The 18,809-nt window shown below is 72.8% G+C and carries 20 protein-coding genes; 16 read left to right on the top strand and 4 right to left on the bottom strand.

All coding sequences use genetic code 11. From position 1 onward, the window contains the following. Positions 1–32 precede the first annotated feature (32 nt). Positions 33–1,049 (top strand): helix-turn-helix domain-containing protein, encoded by a 1,017-nt coding sequence (locus ABZ930_RS28440; protein ID WP_361553613.1) that lies wholly within the window; start codon positions 33–35, stop codon positions 1,047–1,049. 95 nt (positions 1,050–1,144) lie between these two features. Next, positions 1,145–1,723 carry a DNA starvation/stationary phase protection protein gene (locus tag ABZ930_RS28435; protein ID WP_361553610.1) on the top strand — a complete coding sequence of 193 codons (579 nt, stop codon included), beginning with the start codon at positions 1,145–1,147 and terminating at the stop codon, positions 1,721–1,723. Between the two features lie 42 nt (positions 1,724–1,765). Here ABZ930_RS28435 and ABZ930_RS28430 read toward each other — a convergent pair whose 3' ends face one another. Beyond that, complete coding sequence (locus ABZ930_RS28430) at positions 1,766–2,956, bottom strand: Glu/Leu/Phe/Val dehydrogenase dimerization domain-containing protein (RefSeq protein ID WP_361553607.1); 1,191 nt, start codon at positions 2,954–2,956, stop codon at positions 1,766–1,768. A 206-nt stretch (positions 2,957–3,162) separates the two neighbouring features. Between ABZ930_RS28430 and ABZ930_RS28425 the strand changes: the two genes are divergently transcribed. Then, positions 3,163–4,323: an MBL fold metallo-hydrolase gene (locus ABZ930_RS28425; RefSeq protein WP_361553604.1), complete on the top strand. Its 1,161-nt coding sequence runs from the start codon at positions 3,163–3,165 to the stop codon at positions 4,321–4,323. Positions 4,324–4,607: 284 nt separating this feature from the next. On the opposite strand, the gene ABZ930_RS28420 is transcribed toward ABZ930_RS28425, so the two are convergent. Then, positions 4,608–5,357, bottom strand: coding sequence for a dienelactone hydrolase family protein (locus tag ABZ930_RS28420; RefSeq protein WP_361553601.1), 750 nt, complete (start codon positions 5,355–5,357; stop codon positions 4,608–4,610). A 60-nt stretch (positions 5,358–5,417) separates the two neighbouring features. Continuing rightward, positions 5,418–5,861, bottom strand: a complete 444-nt coding sequence (locus tag ABZ930_RS28415) for a VOC family protein (protein ID WP_361553598.1) — start codon at positions 5,859–5,861, stop codon at positions 5,418–5,420. A 250-nt stretch (positions 5,862–6,111) separates the two neighbouring features. On the opposite strand from ABZ930_RS28415, the gene ABZ930_RS28410 reads away from it, so the two are divergent. From ABZ930_RS28410 to ABZ930_RS28375, 8 genes are all read left to right on the top strand, one after another. Further along, positions 6,112–7,878 (top strand): ATP-binding protein, encoded by a 1,767-nt coding sequence (locus tag ABZ930_RS28410; RefSeq protein ID WP_361553595.1) that lies wholly within the window; start codon positions 6,112–6,114, stop codon positions 7,876–7,878. 149 nt (positions 7,879–8,027) lie between these two features. Continuing rightward, positions 8,028–8,462 carry a roadblock/LC7 domain-containing protein gene (locus tag ABZ930_RS28405; RefSeq protein ID WP_361553592.1) on the top strand — a complete coding sequence of 145 codons (435 nt, stop codon included), beginning with the start codon at positions 8,028–8,030 and terminating at the stop codon, positions 8,460–8,462. A 2-nt stretch (positions 8,463–8,464) separates the two neighbouring features. After that, on the top strand, positions 8,465–8,836 hold the full coding sequence (locus ABZ930_RS28400; protein ID WP_361553589.1) for a DUF742 domain-containing protein: 372 nt from the start codon (positions 8,465–8,467) through the stop codon (positions 8,834–8,836). Beyond that, entirely contained in the window at positions 8,814–9,413 is a 600-nt protein-coding gene (locus ABZ930_RS28395; RefSeq protein WP_111661226.1) for an ATP/GTP-binding protein, read from the top strand. Before ABZ930_RS28400 ends, ABZ930_RS28395 begins: the two co-directional genes overlap by 23 nt. Beyond that, positions 9,410–9,976 carry a GAF domain-containing protein gene (locus ABZ930_RS28390; protein ID WP_361553585.1) on the top strand — a complete coding sequence of 189 codons (567 nt, stop codon included), beginning with the start codon at positions 9,410–9,412 and terminating at the stop codon, positions 9,974–9,976. The genes ABZ930_RS28395 and ABZ930_RS28390 overlap by 4 nt, the downstream gene beginning before the upstream one ends. Before the next feature lie 188 nt (positions 9,977–10,164). Next, complete coding sequence (gene tdh, locus ABZ930_RS28385) at positions 10,165–11,193, top strand: L-threonine 3-dehydrogenase (protein ID WP_361553582.1); 1,029 nt, start codon at positions 10,165–10,167, stop codon at positions 11,191–11,193. Positions 11,194–11,220: 27 nt separating this feature from the next. After that, positions 11,221–12,417 carry a glycine C-acetyltransferase gene (locus tag ABZ930_RS28380; protein WP_361553579.1) on the top strand — a complete coding sequence of 399 codons (1,197 nt, stop codon included), beginning with the start codon at positions 11,221–11,223 and terminating at the stop codon, positions 12,415–12,417. Between the two features lie 43 nt (positions 12,418–12,460). Further along, on the top strand, positions 12,461–13,363 hold the full coding sequence (locus ABZ930_RS28375; RefSeq protein ID WP_361553576.1) for a LysR family transcriptional regulator: 903 nt from the start codon (positions 12,461–12,463) through the stop codon (positions 13,361–13,363). A 33-nt stretch (positions 13,364–13,396) separates the two neighbouring features. Here ABZ930_RS28375 and ABZ930_RS28370 read toward each other — a convergent pair whose 3' ends face one another. Further along, positions 13,397–14,533 (bottom strand): SUKH-4 family immunity protein, encoded by a 1,137-nt coding sequence (locus ABZ930_RS28370; protein ID WP_361553573.1) that lies wholly within the window; start codon positions 14,531–14,533, stop codon positions 13,397–13,399. Between the two features lie 137 nt (positions 14,534–14,670). Between ABZ930_RS28370 and ABZ930_RS28365 the strand changes: the two genes are divergently transcribed. The 5 genes from ABZ930_RS28365 (at position 14,671) to ABZ930_RS28345 (ending at position 18,719) form a co-directional block, all read left to right on the top strand. After that, positions 14,671–15,273, top strand: a complete 603-nt coding sequence (locus tag ABZ930_RS28365) for a helix-turn-helix domain-containing protein (protein ID WP_361553570.1) — start codon at positions 14,671–14,673, stop codon at positions 15,271–15,273. Continuing rightward, the gene (locus ABZ930_RS28360; RefSeq protein ID WP_361553567.1) at positions 15,270–15,812 is read left to right on the top strand and encodes a GNAT family N-acetyltransferase; all 543 of its coding nucleotides are present in this window, start codon (positions 15,270–15,272) and stop codon (positions 15,810–15,812) included. Before ABZ930_RS28365 ends, ABZ930_RS28360 begins: the two co-directional genes overlap by 4 nt. Before the next feature lie 114 nt (positions 15,813–15,926). Beyond that, positions 15,927–16,883 (top strand): alpha/beta hydrolase, encoded by a 957-nt coding sequence (locus ABZ930_RS28355; protein ID WP_361553564.1) that lies wholly within the window; start codon positions 15,927–15,929, stop codon positions 16,881–16,883. A 47-nt stretch (positions 16,884–16,930) separates the two neighbouring features. Then, a complete protein-coding gene (locus ABZ930_RS28350) occupies positions 16,931–17,290 on the top strand; it encodes an MmcQ/YjbR family DNA-binding protein (RefSeq protein ID WP_361553561.1) in 360 nt (119 codons plus the stop codon). A 79-nt stretch (positions 17,291–17,369) separates the two neighbouring features. After that, complete coding sequence (locus ABZ930_RS28345; protein WP_361553558.1) at positions 17,370–18,719, top strand: MFS transporter; 1,350 nt, start codon at positions 17,370–17,372, stop codon at positions 18,717–18,719. Positions 18,720–18,809 lie beyond the last annotated feature (90 nt).

Genomic DNA, 18,809 nt, shown 5'->3' with positions numbered 1-18,809 from the left:
CGGAGTGACCACGGGTGTAGAGGAGAGCCTGGTTGAACCTGTTTCCGACCACTGAGGCGACGTCAGCCGGGGAGCGGCTCGCTCACTGGCGCGACACCGTCGGCCGCGCCCTGGTGCCGATGCGGGTGACTCCGTACGCGGCGGAGGGGAGCGAGGCAGCCGGGGACGGCGCCGTCCCGGGACGGATCGTCCCGGGACGGCTCGGACCGCTGCGGCTGGCCACGATGGAGGCCGGCCCCCAGCGACTGATCCGCAGCCGGGCGGACATCGCGCGCTCACCGCGGCCGTTCGTCGCGGCGCACATCCAGACCTCCGGCCGGGCCGAACTCCGGCAGGACGGCCGCACCGCCACCGTCGAGGCGGGCGGGCTCCTGGTCCACGACACGGCGCGCCCGTACACCCTGGACTTCCCCGAACCGTTCGCGTGCCGGACCGTCCTGCTGCCGCGGCACGCCCTCGACCTGCCCGACGACGAGCTGCGCCGGGTCACCGGCACCGCCGTCGGCACCGAGACGGGCGTCGGCGCGATCCTCGTGCCGTTCCTCACGACCCTGGTGGAGTCCGCGCCGTCCTGCCCGCCCGCGATCGCCGACCGGCTCGCCGCGGGCGCCCTGGACCTGTTCGGCACGCTGGCCGCCGAGCGGGCGCGGCCGGGGGACGGCGCGCGCGACGACCTGGTGCGGCGCATCCGGGACCACATCGACCGCCACCTGGCCGACCCCGCGCTCTCCCCGGAGACGGTCGCAGCCGCCCACCACATCTCCGTGCGCTATCTGCACCGTCTCTTCGAGAAGGAGAACCTCACCGTCAGCCGGCTCATCCAGCGGCGCCGACTGGCCCGCTGCGCCCGCGAACTGCTGCGCGGCGGCGCCGCCGGGCCCAGCGTGGCGGCGGTGGCGCACCGGTGGGGGTTCGTCAGCTCCGCGCACTTCAGCCGGTCGTTCCGCGGGGTGTACGGGCACTCCCCGCGCGAGTGGCGGGCCCTGAAGACGGCGGCCGTCAGCGGCGCCGTGGACGAGGCCGCGGTACTCCGGCCGATCGGACACTGAGGGGCACGCGCGCGTGCGCCGACAGACAACACGGGGGCCGCGCCCGCGCCTAGCGTCACTGTTCCAGTACAGCGGCACGGCCCCGGAGGCGCACCATGACGATCACATCCACCACCACCCCGACGGGCGCCGACGCGGCCGCCCGGCAGGAGCCGGTGATCCAGCGGTTCGGCACGCTCAAGGGCTTCCCGCTGGGCCTGACCGACGAGGCGCGTGCCTACGGGTGCGAGCGCCTGAACAAGATCCTGGCGGACACCCAGATCCTGTACGGCCTCTACAAGAAGCACCACTGGATCATGCGCGGCCCGACCTTCTTCCAGCTCCACCTCCTTCTGGACAAGCACGCGCAGGCGCAGCTGGAGATCGTCGACGCCCTCGCCGAACGCGTCCAGACGCTGGGCGGCGTGGCCGTCGGCGACCCCCGGCACGTCGCGGAGCTGACCTCGGTGCCGCGCCCTCCGGACGGAGTGGAGCCCGTCCCGGCGATGCTGTCCCGGCTGCTCGACGCCCACCGGACGATTCTCGTGGAGAGCAGGGAGAGCGCCGCGAAGGCCGCCGCCCTGGGCGACGACGGCACCAACGATCTGCTGGTCTCCCAGGTCGTGCGCACCGGCGAGCTCCAGGCGTGGTTCCTGGCGGAGCACCTGGTCGACACCCCGCTGGTCGCCGACTGACCGCTTGCGGCACCGACCGGCTCTCGACGCCGCCCGCCTACGTCACCGGTACCAGCCGAACCGCTCGGCCAGCACGGGCAGCCGCTCGGTGACGATCGCGTGCGCCGCGGCCCGCGGCGTCGTCCCGTCGGCCGCGGCGCGGGCCAGCATCCGGTCGATGAGGTCGCGCATGGAACGCCGCGTACGGCCGAACGCCTCGTCCGCGTCGGCGCCGATGTCGCCGAAGAGGGTCCACCACCACCAGGCGTTCGTCCCGGAGTTGACCACCACGTCGGGCAGGACCGTGATGCCGCGTTCCGCGAGCAGGTCCTCCGCCTCCGGCAGGACCGGCATGTTGGCCGCCTCGACGATCCAGCGGGCGGTGATCCGTCGCTGGTTCTCCGTGTCGATCGCGTACGAGACGGCGGCCGGGACCAGTACGTCCGCGTCGGCCGCCAGCCACGCGTCCCCCGGCAGCTCACGGTCCCCGGGGCGCAGGCGCGAGCGGTCCACGCCGCCGTACGCGTCGCGGCCCGCGAGCAGCGCCTCCACGTCGAGGCCCTCGGGGTTCGCGACCGTCCCCGTGAGGTCGGCGACGGCGACGACCTTCAGGCCCGCGCGGGCGAGGAACCGGGCCGTCGCGCCGCCCATCGTGCCCAGCCCCTGCAACGCGACACGGGTGCCCGCGTGCGGGACGCGCGCGCGGTCGAGCGCGGCGAGCACCGACTCGGCGACACCGCAGCCGCCCACCAGCTCGTCGAGGCCGATGCCGTCCACGTCGACCGCGAAGGCGGCGGCGAGCCGCGCCCGCGCGGCGGCCTCGTCGTCGAGCAGCGGGTACACCGCCTGGATCGAAGAGACGAGCCCCGCCTCCTCCGCCGCCGCGTCGACCAGGTCCTGGGTGAGCCCCAGATCCTCGCCGGTCGTCCAGACGGACTCGATGAACGGGCGCATCGCCTTCAGGTACCGCACCAGGACGCCGTACGCCTCCGGGTCCCGCGGATCGCAGTCGATGCCGCCCTTGGCGCCGCCGAGCGGGACGTAGCGGGCCTGCGGGTCGTAGTGCAGGGCCTCCTTCATCGTCATGCCGCGCGCGAGTCCGGCGACCTCGGCGAGGGTGCAGCCCGGGCGCATCCGCAGGCCGCCGCTGGACACCCCACGGACCAGCCGGTCGACCACCAGGTAACCCTTGCGGCCGCTGACGTGGTCGGTCCAGGTCAGCTCGATCAGCGGGCTGGCGGGGAGTGCCGGCACGTAGTCCTCCAGATGTGTTGCTGAATGGTCGGTCAGTATCGGGAGGGGGCGGGAGCCCTGTCAACGTGCGCGGGGCACGGGACGGGACACTGAACGGGGAATCAGCGCGGAATCACCCGCGCTGGGCGGGGACGAAACCGGGGGCGCCGTGCGTTGTCCGTGGGGCCGCACATAATGGGAACCCTGATCGATCAACGGGAGGCGCCGTGTCACGTTCTCTGAGTTCCGGGCTGCGATCGCTGCAACCCGCCGCTTTCGGCGCCGAGCCCACCGGCGCGCGCCTGGAGCGCATCCGCAGGTCGCCGAACTTCGCGGACGGCTCCTTCCAGAACCCGGAGGGCGCCCGCACCCGCCCCGACGGCTCCATGATCGAGTTCGCGAAGGTCTACTTCCGCAAGGAGGAGCGCGCCCTGCGCGCCCCCGCCGGGACCGTGCCCGTGCACGCCACGACCCTCGCCGACCTGTCGAAGCCGTCGGCGAGCGGCCTGCGCATCACATGGATGGGCCACTCCAGCGTGCTGGCCGAGATCGACGGGGCGCGGGTGCTCTTCGACCCGGTCTGGGGCGACCGCTGCTCCCCGTTCCCCTTCGCCGGCCCCAAGCGGCTGCACCCCGCGCCGCTGCCGCTCGCCGCGCTCGGCCCGGTCGACGTGGTGGTGATCTCGCACGACCACTACGACCACCTGGACATGCCCACGATCAAGGCGCTGGCCGACACCGACACCGTCTTCGCGGTGCCGCTCGGAGTGGGCGCCCACCTGGAGCACTGGGGCGTGCCCGCCGACCGGCTGCGCGAGCTGGACTGGAACGAGGAGACCACGGTCGCCGGGGTGACGCTCACCGCGACCCCCGCCCGCCACTTCTGCGGCCGCGGCCTGCGCAACGCCCAGCACACGCTGTGGGCGTCGTGGGTGGTCACCGGGCCCGACCACCGCGTCTTCCACAGCGGTGACACCGGCTATTTCCAGGGCTTCAAGGAGATCGGCGCGGAGCACGGCCCGTTCGACGTCACCATGATCCAGATCGGGGCGTACTCCGAGTACTGGCCGGACATCCACATGACGCCCGAGGAGGGCATGCGCGCCCACCTCGACCTCCAGGGCGGCCCGGTGTCCGGGCCGATGCTGCCGATCCACTGGGGCACGTTCAATCTGGCCCCGCACCCGTGGACCGAGCCGGGCGAGCACTCCGTCGACGCGGCCCGCCGTGCCGCCGCCCGACTCGCCCTCCCGCGCCCGGGCGAGCCCTTCGAGCCGTCGGCCGAGTCGCTGCCCACGACCCAGTGGTGGCGCGTGGCCGCCGCGGTGCCGGCGGGCGGCTGGCCGGTGGCGGACGCGGGGGAGCCAGAGGTGGCGGTGGCGGGCTAGGGCCTGTCTTCACACTCCCCTCGTCGCCCGAAGGGCGGCCCCGCGGCGTCTGGTGCGTGCTCTCGCCGTGCCGGGTGCAAGGCCTCGTACTGGACGTACTCGGCCTTGTGCCCGGTGCGGCGAAGGGGGTACCTCCCGCACGAGCCGTGCGAAGCCGGTTCGAGTGTGGGGGAGCGTGCCAGGCGTCGCGGGGCAGAGGGGAGTTTGAAGACAGGCCCTAGGGGCCGCGACGGAGGGCACGCCAGGGTCCCGGCGCGGGTGCGCCGGCCCGTCCCCGGGGCCTCTCAGTCCTTGCCCAACGCCCTCTCGAGCAGCGGCAGCAAGCGGTCCCAGTGCCGCTCCAGCCCCTCCGCGTCGAATGCCGACGTGTCCGACATCGTGAAGCCGTGGACGGTGCCCGGGTAGATCTCCGTCGACGCGGCGCGGCCCGCCGTGGTCAGGGCCTGGTCGAGCGCGGCCAGGGACGCGGGGGTCATGTCGCCCTCGGCCAGGCCGAGATGGATCTCCCCGGTGATCGCGGAGAACCGGCGGTGCGGGCTGTCCGGTGCGTCCGTGACCAGGGCCGCGGGATGGAACCCGGCGACGGCCGCCACCCGGTCGGGACAAGCCGCGGCGGTGCGCAGGGCCAGGGCGGCGCCCATGCAGTACCCGACCGCGGCGACCGGACCGTCGGCCACCTCGGGCTGCGCGGTGAGGAACGCGAGAAAGGCGTCGGCGTCCCGCAGAGCGCGCTCCGCGGTGTGCGCCTCGATCATCGGCCACAGCGTCTCGAACAGCACCGGCCGCGAGGCGTCGTCGATGTGCTCGGGGAGGTCGACCACCGGGGTCGGGCTGTCCCGGTAGAAGACGTTCGGCACGAGTACGTAGTAGCCGTGGGACGCCAACTCGCGGGCCTTGCGCTCCAGCTCGGCACGGAGACCGAAGGCGTCCATGTACAGCAGCACCCCCGGGTGCCGCGAACCGTGGTCCGGGAAGGCGGCGAAGGCGTCGGCCGTGCCGTCGGGGGTGGGGATCAACAGGGTCTTGGTGAACAAGTTCTTCCTCTCCTATCGACATCCCAGGCTAGCCCCGCGGCCCGCACGGCCGACGGATCCTCACCCCGCGGGACGCGAACGCGCCCCCACGCAGAACTCGTTCCCCTCCGGATCCGCCATCAGGACGTGATGGCCGTCGAACGACGCCACGATCGAGCCGCCGGCCCGCACCAGCCGCTCCGCCTCCGCGACGATGCGGGACCAGCGCTCCTCCGGTGAGCCGTGGCCCGGTACCCGTACGTCGATGTGCAGCCGGTTCTTGGCCGTCTTCGGCTCGCGCACCTTCAGGATCGACAGCCGCGGCCCGACCCCGTCCGGATCGCACAGCCACGCGCCGTCGTCCTCCTCCTCGTCCTCGGGCGGCCCGAAGGAGGCGAGCCACTCCTCGCGCGTCGCGAACGGCGCGGGCGGGGGCTCGTCCACGTAACCGAGCGCCGTCTTCCAGAAGTCGGCGAGCACGGTCGCGTCCGCGCAGTCGAGCGTGAGGTCGAAGGAGGTGGCCATGAGAGCCGACCGTACGCGCGGGCACTGACAATCCGGTCCGCCGCACCGCAACCCCACGCGATATCGCTCTGCAGTGCGAGGACTCATACCAGAGCGGGACCTCGACCGTCCGAGTTTGGCAACTGCCCACCGCACTTACGACGTGGACGACTACCGTGAGTGGCCGCCGAGCGACGCGCGGTCGTCGCGACGTGCCCTCATCAGCCCAGACCCGAGAGCCCCCCCACACCTGAGAGTCCGAGGACGCCGCATGTCTCAGCTTCGCCAGCCGGTCCCACGCGCGGACCGGCGTGAAGGCGGCCGGCACGGCAAGCCGGCCGGGCGGGCCGCCGCGCCGCGACCGGCGGAGACCCACATACGGCCGCAACTGCTGCGCATCGCCGTGCTGCCCCCACTCGCGGTGGCGCTCGGCGCCTGCGCCGCCGTCATCTTTCTCGTACGGTCCACCGGCGTACGCCCCAGCACCGAGCTGTGGGCGGTACTCACCGGAGCCTGCGTGGTCACGACGGCGGCCATCCTGATCGCCGCGGTGGCCGCCGACCGCACGGCCACCGCCGTCCACGACCGGGTCGTCGGACTGCGCCGCGCCAGCGCCCGCGGCCAGGCCGAACTGCGCGGCCTGGTCGACCAGTTGCGCAAGGGCGAGGAGCCGCCACCGCGCCGCGCCCCCAAGACCCCGCCGCCGGGCGCCGACGACTTCGACAGACTCTCCGCCGACATGGCCCGCGCCCAGGACATCGCGGTCACCGCCGTCGTCCAGGCCTCCCAGCTCTCCAGCCAGGCGGGCAGCCGGCAGAAGGTCGAGGTCTTCGTCAACCTGGCGCGACGCCTGCAGTCCCTCGTCCACCGCGAGATCTCGATCCTCGACGACCTGGAGAACGACGTCGAGGACCCGGACCTGCTCAAGGGCCTGTTCCATGTGGACCACCTCGCGACCCGCATCCGCAGGCACGCGGAGAACCTCGCCGTCCTCGGCGGCGCCGTCTCGCGGCGCCAGTGGAGCCACCCGGTGTCCATGACCGAGGTGATGCGCTCCGCCATCGCCGAGGTCGAGCAGTACTCCCGGGTCAAACTGGTCCCGCCGATCGACGGCACGGTGCGCGGACACGCCGTCGCCGACTGCATCCACCTGCTCGCCGAACTCGTCGAGAACGCCACGGTGTTCTCCGCCCCGCACACCCAGGTCCTGCTCCGCGCCAACCTGGTGACCTCCGGACTCGCCATCGAGGTCGAGGACCGCGGACTGGGCATGCCGGTCACCGAGCAGAACAAGATGAACGCCCTGCTCACCGACCCCGACCAGGTCAACGTCGCCAGCCTGCTCCAGGACGGCCGGATCGGCCTGTTCGTCGTGTCCCAGCTCGCTCGGCGGCACGGCATCACCGTGCGGCTGCAGACCAACATCTACGGGGGAGTCCAGGCCGTCCTCGTCGTACCCCAGGAGCTGCTCGGCTCCGAGGACGGCGAGCGCGCGCCCCGGGTGCGCAAGGCCACCGCCGCCGCGACCGCCGACAGCGTGCTGGGCCCGCAGGCCGCCGCCGCGGCTGTCGCGTCCCCGCCGCCCGTACGGCAGGTCCCGCCCGCCGACCCGCGGCCGCCCGCCGCGGTACCGCCCCGGCCGCAGCCGGAGACACCCCCCGCCCCGTCCGGCCTGCCCAGGCCGCTGCCCCAGCGCATCGCCGGCAGCACCCGCTCCACCCCGGCCGAGGCCGTGCCCGGCATCCGCCCCGAGGACCGCGAGACCGTGGTCCAGAGCACGGAGGACCCGCCCGCACCCCTGGCCGGACCGGTGCGCGGCACCATGGGCCGGCCTCAACTGCCCCGGCGCAGAGCACAGGAACACCTCGCGCCACAGCTGCGCGGCGGACCCGCACCACGCCAGGACGACGAGTCGCCCGCCGGGCACGACCCCGGCCTCATGGCGGCGTTCCAGCGCGGCATCACCCTCGCCGAGGCCGCCGATCCGCGCGAGGTCCCGCACCGCGACCCACGGAACGAGGGCGGGAACGGCACATGACGCCCCGCCACGCGCGCGTACAGCGCCAGGAGACACCCGCCGGGCCCCCACGCCCGACCGGTCCCTCTCCTGACTCTCCCTGTCCCGCCTCTCCCGTGTCCCCGATCACCAGCACCACACCGAGCAGTCCACCAAGGAGTCGATCCCCCATGGCGAGCGATGTGCCGACGGGTCATGTGTCCGATCTCGACTGGCTGATGAGCGGCCTCGTCCAGCGCGTACCCCACACCAACAGCGCCGTGCTCCTCTCCTCCGACGGCCTGGTCAAGTCCGTACACGGCCTGGACACCGACAGCGCCGACCACATGGCGGCGCTCGCCTCCGGCCTCTACTCGCTGGGCCGCAGCGCCGGCGTCAGGTTCGGCGACGGCGGCGACGTACGACAGGTCGTCGTGGAGCTGGACTCCGCGCTGCTGTTCGTGTCGACCGCGGGATCCGGCACCTGTCTCGCGGTGCTCGCCGGGCGGGAGGCCGACGCCGCCGTGCTCGGCTACGAGATGGCCATGCTCGTCAAGAGCGTGCGGCCCTACCTGGTGACCGCGCCCCGGCAGACCTCGGCCGAACCCACGGCGATGAGGAATTGAGGGTGACGGCCCCGCAGGACGGGCCGTGGCTCGACGGTGCGGCAGGCCGCCTCGTACGTCCCTACACCGTCAGCAACGGGCGCACCCGGCCGAGCACCTCGCTCGATCTGCTCACCCTCGTCATGGCCACCGGGACGACCCCCCTCGGCTACCTGGGGCCCGAGCACGGCCAGGCGCTCGAACTGTGTGCCCGGCCCACATCGGTCGCGGAGATCGCCGGGCACCTGAAGCTCCCCGCAGTCGTCACCAAGGTGCTCCTGTCCGACCTCGTCGACTGCGGGGCGGTCACCGCCAAGCCCCCCACGTTCCACGAAAACCCCACTGACCGGTCCCTACTGGAGGCAGTGCTCGATGGACTACGACGACAGCTCTGACCTGTTCCCCACCGCACTGAAGATCCTGGTCGCGGGCGGGTTCGGGGTCGGCAAGACGACCTTTGTCGGAGCGGTCAGCGAGATCGCTCCGCTCAGCACGGAAGAGCTGCTCACGACGGTCAGCGCCGACACCGACCATCTCGACGGCATCGAGAACAAGGTCGAGACGACGGTCGCGATGGACTTCGGCCGGATCACCCTGGACCCCGAACACGTGCTCTACCTCTTCGGTACGCCCGGCCAGGAGCGTTTCTGGTTCATGTGGGACGAGCTCTCCGAGGGCGCGCTGGGGGCGGTGATCCTCGCCGACACCCGCCGCCTGGAGGACTGCTTCGCCGCCGTCGACTTCTTCGAGGAGCGCGGCATGGGCTTCATCGTGGCGGTCAACGAGTTCGACGGCTCCTACCGCTACGAACCCGAGGAGGTGCGCGCCGCCATCGACCTGGACCCCCGGGTGCCCGTGGTGCGCTGCGACGCGCGCATCTCCAGCTCCGGCATCCAGACCCTGCTCACCCTCGTCCGGCATCTGCTGGCCCACGCGGCTCCCGCGGCCACCGGCTACGGAGCCCACACGTGACGTACGACGCGACCGGACGTCTGCTGCTGACCCCGGTCGACAAGGAGGGACCGGAGCGGGCCCGGCGGCTGCTCCGGCTCGATCTGGGGCGACGGCCGGAAGCCGCCTTCGACCTGTTCGCGGACCGGCTCGCCGAGGTGGCCGGGGCGCCCTTCGCGGGGGTCAACTTCATCGACGGGGACCGCCAGTTCTTCGCCGGTCTGCACACCCCGGACGGCGTCCGGCCGAGTGCGGCGAGCCGGTCCGTGGCGCGCGACCACGGCTACTGCCCGCACGTCGTGGCGCGGCGCAAGGCGCTCGTCCTCGACGACGTCCGCGACTACCCGCGGTTCGCGGGCAATCCGGTGGTCGACGAGACCGGCACCCGCTCGTACCTGGGCGCTCCGCTGCTCGACGACCGTACGGGGCTCGCGCTCGGCACCGTCTGCGTGGTGGACACCGAGCCGCGCCTGTGGGGCCGCTCGGGGCTCGCGACCATCAAGGCGATGGCCGGCGAACTGATGCACATCGTGCGCGGACGCGGCGACCCGACCGGGAAATTCTCCCGCGCGCACCCGAGTTGACCGCCCGCGCCGAGGGCCCCCGGGGCCTGTAGGAAAGCTGCGGCGGCGCTTAAGAAAACCTCGATGGACCCGGACAGCCCTGGTGAGGAAGAGTCGGGGGCGGCGGCGGAGGACGGCCGCCACCCCCCTCTGCTTGCTACGCGGGTGGCCGCGTGCTGCCCGCGTGCGCGACGACAGGAGCCGAGCCGTTGAAGGCGCTGGTCAAGGAGAAAGCCGAACCGGGACTGTGGCTGACGGACGTGCCCGAACCGTCCGTCGGCCCCGGCGACGTGCTGATCAAGGTGCTGCGCACCGGTATCTGCGGCACCGATCTGCACATCCGCGCCTGGGACGGCTGGGCGCAGTCGACCATCAGCGCCCCGCTCGTCGTCGGCCACGAGTTCGTCGGCGAGGTCGTCGGGACCGGTCGTGACGTCGCGGACATCACCGTCGGCGACCGGGTCAGCGGCGAGGGCCACCTCGTGTGCGGCAAGTGCCGCAACTGCCTGGCCGGCCGCCGCCACCTGTGCCGGGCGACGGTCGGCCTGGGCGTGGGCCGCGACGGCGCGTTCGCCGAGTACGTCGCGCTGCCCGCCTCGAACGTGTGGGTGCACCGGACCCCCGTCGACCTCGACGTCGCCGCGATCTTCGACCCGTTCGGCAACGCCGTGCACACCGCGCTGTCCTTCCCGCTGGTCGGCGAGGACGTGCTGATCACCGGCGCCGGGCCGATCGGCCTGATGGCCGCCGCGGTCGCCCAGCACGCCGGCGCCCGCAACGTCGTGATCACGGACGTCAGCGAGGAGCGCCTGGAGCTGGCCCGCAAGGTCGGCGTCAGCCTCGCCCTGAACGTCGCCACGTCCACCATCGCCGACGGCCAGCGCGAGCTCGGCCTGCGCGAGGGCTTCGACATCGGCCTGGAGATGTCCGGCAACCCGACGGCCATGCGCGACATGCTCGCCAACATGACCCACGGCGGCAAGATCGCCATGCTCGGCCTGCCGTCGCAGGAGTTCGCCGTCGACTGGGCCCGCATCGTCACCTCGATGATCACCATCAAGGGCATCTACGGACGTGAGATGTTCGAGACCTGGTACGCGATGTCGGTCCTCCTGGAAGGCGGCCTCGACCTCGCCCCGGTGATCACCGGCCGGTACGCGTACACCGACTTCCACGCCGCCTTCGACGACGCGGCGAGCGGCCGCGGCGGCAAGGTCATCCTCGACTGGACCGCCTGAACTCCCCCCGCACCTAAGGACTTACGCATGTTCGACAACGTACGCGAAGACCTCCGGGTCACCCTCGACGAGATCGTCGCCGCGGGCCTGCACAAGCCCGAGCGCGTCATCGGCACCCCGCAGTCGGCCACCGTCGGCGTGACCTCGGGGGGCCGCCCCGGCGAGGTGCTGAACTTCTGCGCCAACAACTACCTGGGCCTCGCCGATCACCCCGAGGTCATCGCCGCGGGACACGCGGCCCTCGACCGCTGGGGCTACGGCATGGCCTCCGTCCGCTTCATCTGCGGCACCCAGGAGGTCCACAAGGAACTGGAGGCGCGCCTGTCCTCCTTCCTCGGCCAGGAGGACACGATCCTCTACTCCTCCTGCTTCGACGCCAACGGCGGCGTCTTCGAGACCCTGCTCGGCCCCGAGGACGCGGTGATCTCCGACGCCCTCAACCACGCCTCGATCATCGACGGCATCCGGCTGTCCAAGGCCAAGCGCTTCCGCTACGCCAACCGCGACATGGCCGACCTGGAGGCCCAGCTCAAGGCGGCCGGCGAGGCCGGTGCCCGCCGCAAGCTCATCGTCACCGACGGTGTCTTCTCCATGGACGGCTACGTCGCCCCGCTCGGCGACATCTGCGACCTCGCCGAGGCGTACGACGCCATGGTCATGGTCGACGACTCGCACGCCGTCGGCTTCGTCGGCCCCGGCGGCCGCGGCACTCCCGAGCTGCACGGCGTCATGGACCGCGTCGACATCATCACCGGCACCCTCGGCAAGGCGCTCGGCGGCGCCTCCGGCGGCTACGTCGCCGCCCGCGCCGAGATCGTCGCGCTGCTGCGCCAGCGCTCGCGCCCCTACCTGTTCTCCAACAGCCTCGCGCCGGTCATCGCCGCCGCCTCCCTGAAGGTCCTCGACCTCCTGGAGTCCGCGGGCGACCTGCGCGAGCGGCTGGCCGCCAACACCAAGCTGTTCCGTACGCGGATGACGGAGGAGGGCTTCGACATCCTCCCCGGCGACCACGCCATCGCCCCGGTGATGATCGGCGACGCCGCTGTCGCGGGCCGCATGGCCGAGCTGCTGCTCGAGCGCGGCGTGTACGTGATCGGCTTCTCGTACCCGGTGGTCCCGCAGGACAAGGCCCGGATCCGGGTCCAGCTGTCGGCCGCGCACTCCACCGAGGACGTGAACCGGGCCGTCGACGCGTTCGTCGACGCCCGCGCGCAGCTCGGCTGAGCGGCCGGTCGGCCGAGGCTGATCGGTTTGGGAGAATAGGGGCATGATCGAAGCGCGGCGGCTGCACATCCTCCGTGCGGTGGCCGACCACCGCACCGTGACGGCGGCTGCCGCCGCGCTCTATCTGACGCCCTCCGCGGTCTCCCAGCAGCTCACCGCCCTGGAGCAGGAGACCGGCCACAAGCTCGTCGAGCGCGGGGCGCGCGGCGTACGGCTCACCCCGGCCGGCGAGATCCTGCTGAAGCACACCAACGCCGTTCTGGCGCAGCTGGAGACGGCCGAGGCGGAGCTTGCCGCCTACAGCACCGGCGAGGCGGGGACGGTCACCGTCGCCTCCTTCGCGACCGGCATCGGGCTCGTCGTGGGCCCCGCCCTGGCCCGTCTGGGCAGGACCGCCCCCGGCATCCGCGTCCGCGTCCAGGACGCCGAGGGCGACGCCAGCCTGCCGATGCTGCTCGACCGCCGGATCGATGTCGCCGTCGCCGTCGAGTACCGGGGCGCGCCCGGCGCCGACGACGACCGGATCACCCGGGTGCCGCTGTACGCCGAGCCCTTCGACGCGGTGCTGCCCGTCGCGCACCGGCTCGCCGACGCGGAGTGGGTGCCGGTCGCGGACCTGGCCAAGGACACCTGGATCGGCCCGTACCCCGGCAACCCCTGCCACGACGTGGTGGTCCTCGCCTGCGAGCACGCCGGGTTCTCCCCGCAGTTCGAGCACCTTTCCGACGACTTCCGCGCGGTCGTCTCGCTCGCCTCCGCTGGCGGCGGCGTCGCGCTCGTGCCACGCTCGGCGCTGCGCGGCATGGACCTCGCCGAGGTCGTCGTCCGGCCCATCGACGGCGTGGTGCCGACCCGCAAGGTCTTCGCCGCGGTCCGGCACGGCGCCGAGACCCATCCGCTGATCCGGCCGGTGCTCGACGCGCTGGGGGAGGCCGCGGCGGCCTGAGAGCGCGACCCACCCGGCGTCGGGCCGGTGCTGTCAGAGCACCCCGCCCGCCGCGTCGTGGAACACCTCCGGCCAGTACACGTACTCGTCCAGGTCCTCCGATTCCCGGCAGGCCTCCGGGTCGCACGCGGCCAGGGTCGTCAGCATGATCTCGGCGAGATGGACGTAGAAGTCGTCGGTGCTGCCCTTGAGGTCGTAGCGCTCCACGACCTCCCTCTCCACCCCGTGCATCCACAGAGCGAAGGCCAGCGAGGAGATGTCGGCGTTCATCGGAGTCAGCCGGTCGTAGGTGCACGGCGCGTGGTGGACCGCGCCCGAGCGACCGTCGAGCACCACGTCCACGTCCTGCGGGGTACTGCCCAGGTGCAGCCACTGATCGGCGTCGGCCACGGGCGGACGGCCGTCGGCGCCTTCGTACAGGTGCCGCAGTTCCGGATCACGGGCGGACTCCGCGTGATCCTCGGCGAGGGTGCGCAGCGGGGCGTCCGGCGACCCGGCGGCGCAGAACGACGGCGCCTCCCTCGGCAGCCCGACCTCGACGAGGAACCGCCGCGTCGGCTCGTGCACGAGCGCGGGCGGCAGCTCGTCCGGCGTGAATCGCCGCACCCCGTCCGGCCCGAACACGTCCACCAGCGCCCGCGCGGGCAGATCGAGCAGCAGCCCGCGCCCCGGCGCCGCGATCAGCGCCAGCGGCTTGACGACCGCCACGATCCGCCACAGGTTCGGCAGCCCGAGCGGCCAGTGCTCCGGCCCACTCCCGACGCCCCAGTCCTGCGCACCCCAGGCCTCCTCGCCCAGGACCGAGACCAGCCGCTCGCGCGCCTCCCGCACGGTCCCGGGCCCCGCCCGCCCGGCCAGATCGGCGAACCGCCCGCACCGACCGTCGAAGTCCGCGACCGCGCCCACCAGGCGGTGCAGCGACTCCATCGAGGGGGCCAGCGGATGGACCTCGGCATGGCGCGGGTCGTACATGTCGAGGAGGTACACCCGGTCCGAGCCGGGGTCTCTGACCACCTCCTGCTCCAGGGGAAGGAACTGCCCGACCACGTCGAGCCCCGCGATGAACGGATCGAGTCCCGCGGGATCGAACTTGTCCGGGACGAACTCCACCGCCCGCCGCACAGGAGTCCCCGCCGCCCATAACGCCACCAGTGCCGATCCCTGCCCCATGAACACCCTCACCCCGTAGTGGACCGTGAACGGCGTCCACCGTAATGGCGGGCTCTGACAATTCCGCCGACTCCACGTGACCGCCGCATGCGACCCGCGTAACCTGCTCGTTTCATATGTGGGATACCGTGCCGAATATGAGACGCGAGAGTGAGTCGCCGCGGAGCGGCACCGATGGGGAGGCGGACCCCGTCGACACCCGGCTCGGCGCCCGCCTGTCCGAGCTGCGGGCTGAGCACGGCTGGTCCCTCGGCGAGCTGGCGGAGCGCAGCGGAGTCAGCCGGTCCACCCTGTCCCGCGCCGAGCGGGCCGAGATCAGCCCGACCGCGGCCCTGCTCAACCGGCTGTGCGCCGTGTACGGGCGGACCATGTCGCAGCTCCTGAGCGAGGTCGAGTCCGCCCCGGCCCAAGTGGTGCGCGCCGCCGACCAGCCCGTCTGGCGCGACGACGCCAGCGGCTTCCTGCGCCGCTCGGTCTCCCCGCCGCTCGCCGGACTGCGCGCCGAGATCGTCGAAGGCACCCTGGAGCCGTACGGCGACATCGCCTACGACCGGCCGCCCGTCCCCGGCCTCGAACAGCACATCTGGGTCCTGGACGGCCTCCTCGACCTCACGGTGCAGAGCGTCACCCACCGCCTCGCCCCCGGAGACTGCCTCCGCTTCCGGCTGTGGGGCCCCACGCACTTCCACTGCCCCGGCCCCGACCCCGTCCGCTACGCACTGGTGGTGGTGCTCCCATGACGACCCCGGTCCTGCTGACGCCCGCCGACTTCCCCTCCTGGACGACGCCCCTGGGCGATCTCCTGCTGGACGTCGTCGCGGGCGGGGGCTCCCTCGGATTCCTCGACGGACTCACCCGGGACGAGGCGATCGCCTGGTGGCGCGACCTCACCCCCGCCGTCACCCGCGGCGACATCGCCGTCTGGGCCGCGCACGACACCGACGGCCGCTGCCTCGGCACGATCACCCTCGGCTTCACCGGAATGCCGAACGGCCGGCACCGTGCCGAGGTGCGCAAACTGATGGTGCACAGCGCCGCCCGCGGCCGGGGTCTCGGCCGTGTCCTGCTCGCCACCGCCGAGCGGGCCGCCACCGCCCGCGGCATCACCCTGCTCGTCCTCGACACCGAGACCGACAGCCCCGCCGAGGGCTTCTACCGCGCCGCCGACTGGCAGCGCGTCGGCACGATCCCCGACTACGCGTCCGATCCCGCCGGAGTGCTGCGGCCCACGACGCTCTACTACAAGCGCCTCCAGCAGCGGACCGGATCCGCGGCCTGACCGGGCCGCCGTCCGGGCACGGCAGGAATGGAGGCCGCCGGGGTAGGGGAGATGCAGGTCGGCACAGCACCGGCCGCGTTCAGAGTCCGCCGGACCGTCCGAGAAGGAGCCCCCATGTCCGACGCCGAACCCACGTACACCACCAGCGCGCTCAGCACCGGCGACGGCGCGGCCGTGGCCACGTACACCTGGCTGCCCGCCGGCGGCAGGCCGCGCGCCTTCGTGCAGATCGCCCACGGAGCCGCCGAGCACGGTCTGCGCTACGACCGGTTCGCCCGTCACCTCACCGCCCACGGCTACGGCGTCATCGCCTCCGACCATCGCGGCCACGGCGCCACCGCCGCGACCACCGGCGGCTACGGCGTCACCGACGACGGCGACCCCGCCACCGTCGACGCCTGGGTGTCGATCATCGAGGACCTGAAGGCCATCGGCGACCAGGCGAGGGCCCTGTACCCGGACGTCCCCTTCGTCCTCCTCGGCCACAGTCTCGGCTCGCTCCTCGCCCGCGACTACGCCCAGCGGTACGCGGACGACCTGGTGGGCCTGATCCTCTCCGGCACCTTCCGCTCCCTGCCCGGAGCCGACAACGAGAGCTCGATCGCGGACCTGGAGAGCCGGATCGCCCGCGACGGCCGAGCGGCCCCGTCCTCGTACGTCCCCGACCTCTTCACCTCCTTCAACGACCCCTACGAGCACCGCACCGGCTTCGAGTGGCTCTCGCGGGACGAGGCCGAGGTCGACAAGTACGTCGCCGACGAGCGCTGCGGCTTCCCGTTCTCGGCGGGCCTGTCCCTGGACTGGGTCCGCGCCGTGCGCCGCATCAACGACCCCGCGAACCTCGCCCGCATCCCCGCCGACCTGCCGATCCACCTCGCCGTCGGCACCGAGGACCCCTGCAACCAGCGCATGACCCTCGTCCACGAACTGCTCGAGGACCTCCGCTACGTGGGCGTGGAGGACCTGACCTGGAAGGGCTACGAGGGCGCCCGCCACGAGATCCTCAACGAGACCAACCGCGACGAGGTCCAGGAGGACCTGACCGTCTGGCTCGACAAACGCGTGCCCTGAGACGTCTCGGCGGGCCGTTGTCAGTGGGCTTGGCTACGGTTCCTTCCATGCCGGACGCCGAAGACGTACGCACCATCGCCCTGTCCCTGCCGGACACGACGGAGAAGACCGCCTGGAGCATGCCCACGTTCCGGGTGGCGGGCAAGATGTTCGCCACGATGCCCGAGGAGGAGACCTCGATCGCCGTGCGCTGCCCCAAGGTGGAGCGCGACGAGCTGGTGCGGGCCGAGCCGGACAAGTTCTGGGTCGCCGATCACGAGGCGTTCTCCGCGTGGGTGCGCGTCCGGCTGGCCGCGCTCGACGACACGGACGAACTGCGCGACATCCTCGCCGACTCCTGGCGCCAGGCCGCACCGCCCCGACTCCTCGACTCCCACCCGGAACTGGGCGTGATCACCGCGGACTGAAATCGGCTGGGGCGGGCGGGGGAGCGCGTGACATCATCCGCCCGTCGGGGGATCACGCGTGGGAGGGGCCGGGGCGGGGATGAGGGCTACGACAGCGCGGGGCCGCAGCGGCGGACGCGGCATCTGGTCACGGGACTTCGGGCTCTTCTTCACCGCACGGGCCGTCGCCAAACTGGGCGACACCATGCTCCCCGTGGCGCTCGCCGCCGGACTGCTCCAGTACGGGTACGGAGCGGGCGCGGTCGGCCTCGCGATGGCGGCGTCCGTCACCTGCTTCGCCGGCCTCGTCATCTTCGGCGGGGTGATCGCGGACCGCTTCGACACCCGCCTCCTCATGATCGGCGCCGACGCCACCCGCCTGGTCACGCAGTCCCTGGCCGCCGTCATGTTCTTCACGGGCCATGTCGTGCTCTGGGAGATCTGCGTCATCGGCGCGGTCAACGGCACGGCGGCCGCGCTGTTCCAGCCCGGCGTCGCCAGCACCGTGCCCCGCCTCGCCGACGACGTCCAGGCGGCGAACGGCGCGATACGCGTGGCCGAGTCGGGCTCCCAGCTGGCGGGCCCCGCCGTGGCGGGGATGCTCGTCGCGTTCGTCTCCCCGGGCCTGGTCTTCGCCGCGCACGCGGGCACGTACGCCCTGAGCGCCCTGTGCCTGCTGCTCCTCAGGCTCCCTCCGGCGCCTCCGGACGACAACCCCACCTCCACGGCGACGACCTTCCGCACCGAACTGGTCGAGGGGTGGCGGGAGTTCCGCTCCCGAACCTGGCTCTGGGGTGTCATAGCCGTCTGGTGCGTGCTCATGATCGGCGCCTTCGGCCCGGCCGTCCCGCTCGTCGCCACCCAGGTCACGCAGGAACACGGCCCGCGCGCCTACGGCCTGGTCAACTCCGCGCTCGGCGCGGGCACCGTCATCGGCGGCCTGATCGCCCTGCGCCTGCGCCCGCGCCGCATGCTGCGCGCCGGTTCCCTCGCCCTGTTCTCCTTCGCCCTGTTCCCGGCGGTGGTCGGCGCGGGCCTGAGCGTCCCCGGGATGATGGCGGGCTGCGTGGTCGCCGGCGCGGGCATGTCCTTCTGGGGCGTGATGTGGGCGACCAGCGTCCAGACCCAGGTCCCGCGCGACGTCCTCAACCGCATCCACGCCTACGACGTCGCCGGCTCCCTCGCCATGCAACCCGTCGGCCAGGCCCTCGCGGGCCCGGCCGCCGGCGCCTTCGGCACCCACCACGTCCTGCTGACGGGCGGCGCGGTCACCCTCGGCTGCGCGGCCGTCCTGCTCCTGATCCCGGCCGTCCGCGGCCTCGTACGCGCCGACGCGACGCCCGTACGATCGCAGCCCGCCGCCTCCAAAACCCCCTTCCCGGACCTCCCCGGAGCCACGCCACCCGACCCGCAGGCCCCTCCGACGGCCAGAGCCCCGCAGGCGCCCTAGGGCGTGTCTTCAAAGTAGGCGAAGCCAGAGGAGCGTTGATGCGAGGGTGACCGCGGCTTCGAAGGAGGTCGCGGTCTTGTCGTATCGGGT

The organism is Streptomyces sp. NPDC046716, from assembly GCF_040645755.1.
GTDB lineage: Bacteria > Actinomycetota > Actinomycetes > Streptomycetales > Streptomycetaceae > Streptomyces.
Note: the sequence above shows the minus strand (reverse complement) of the source record. Positions and strands in the feature narration are given on the sequence as shown.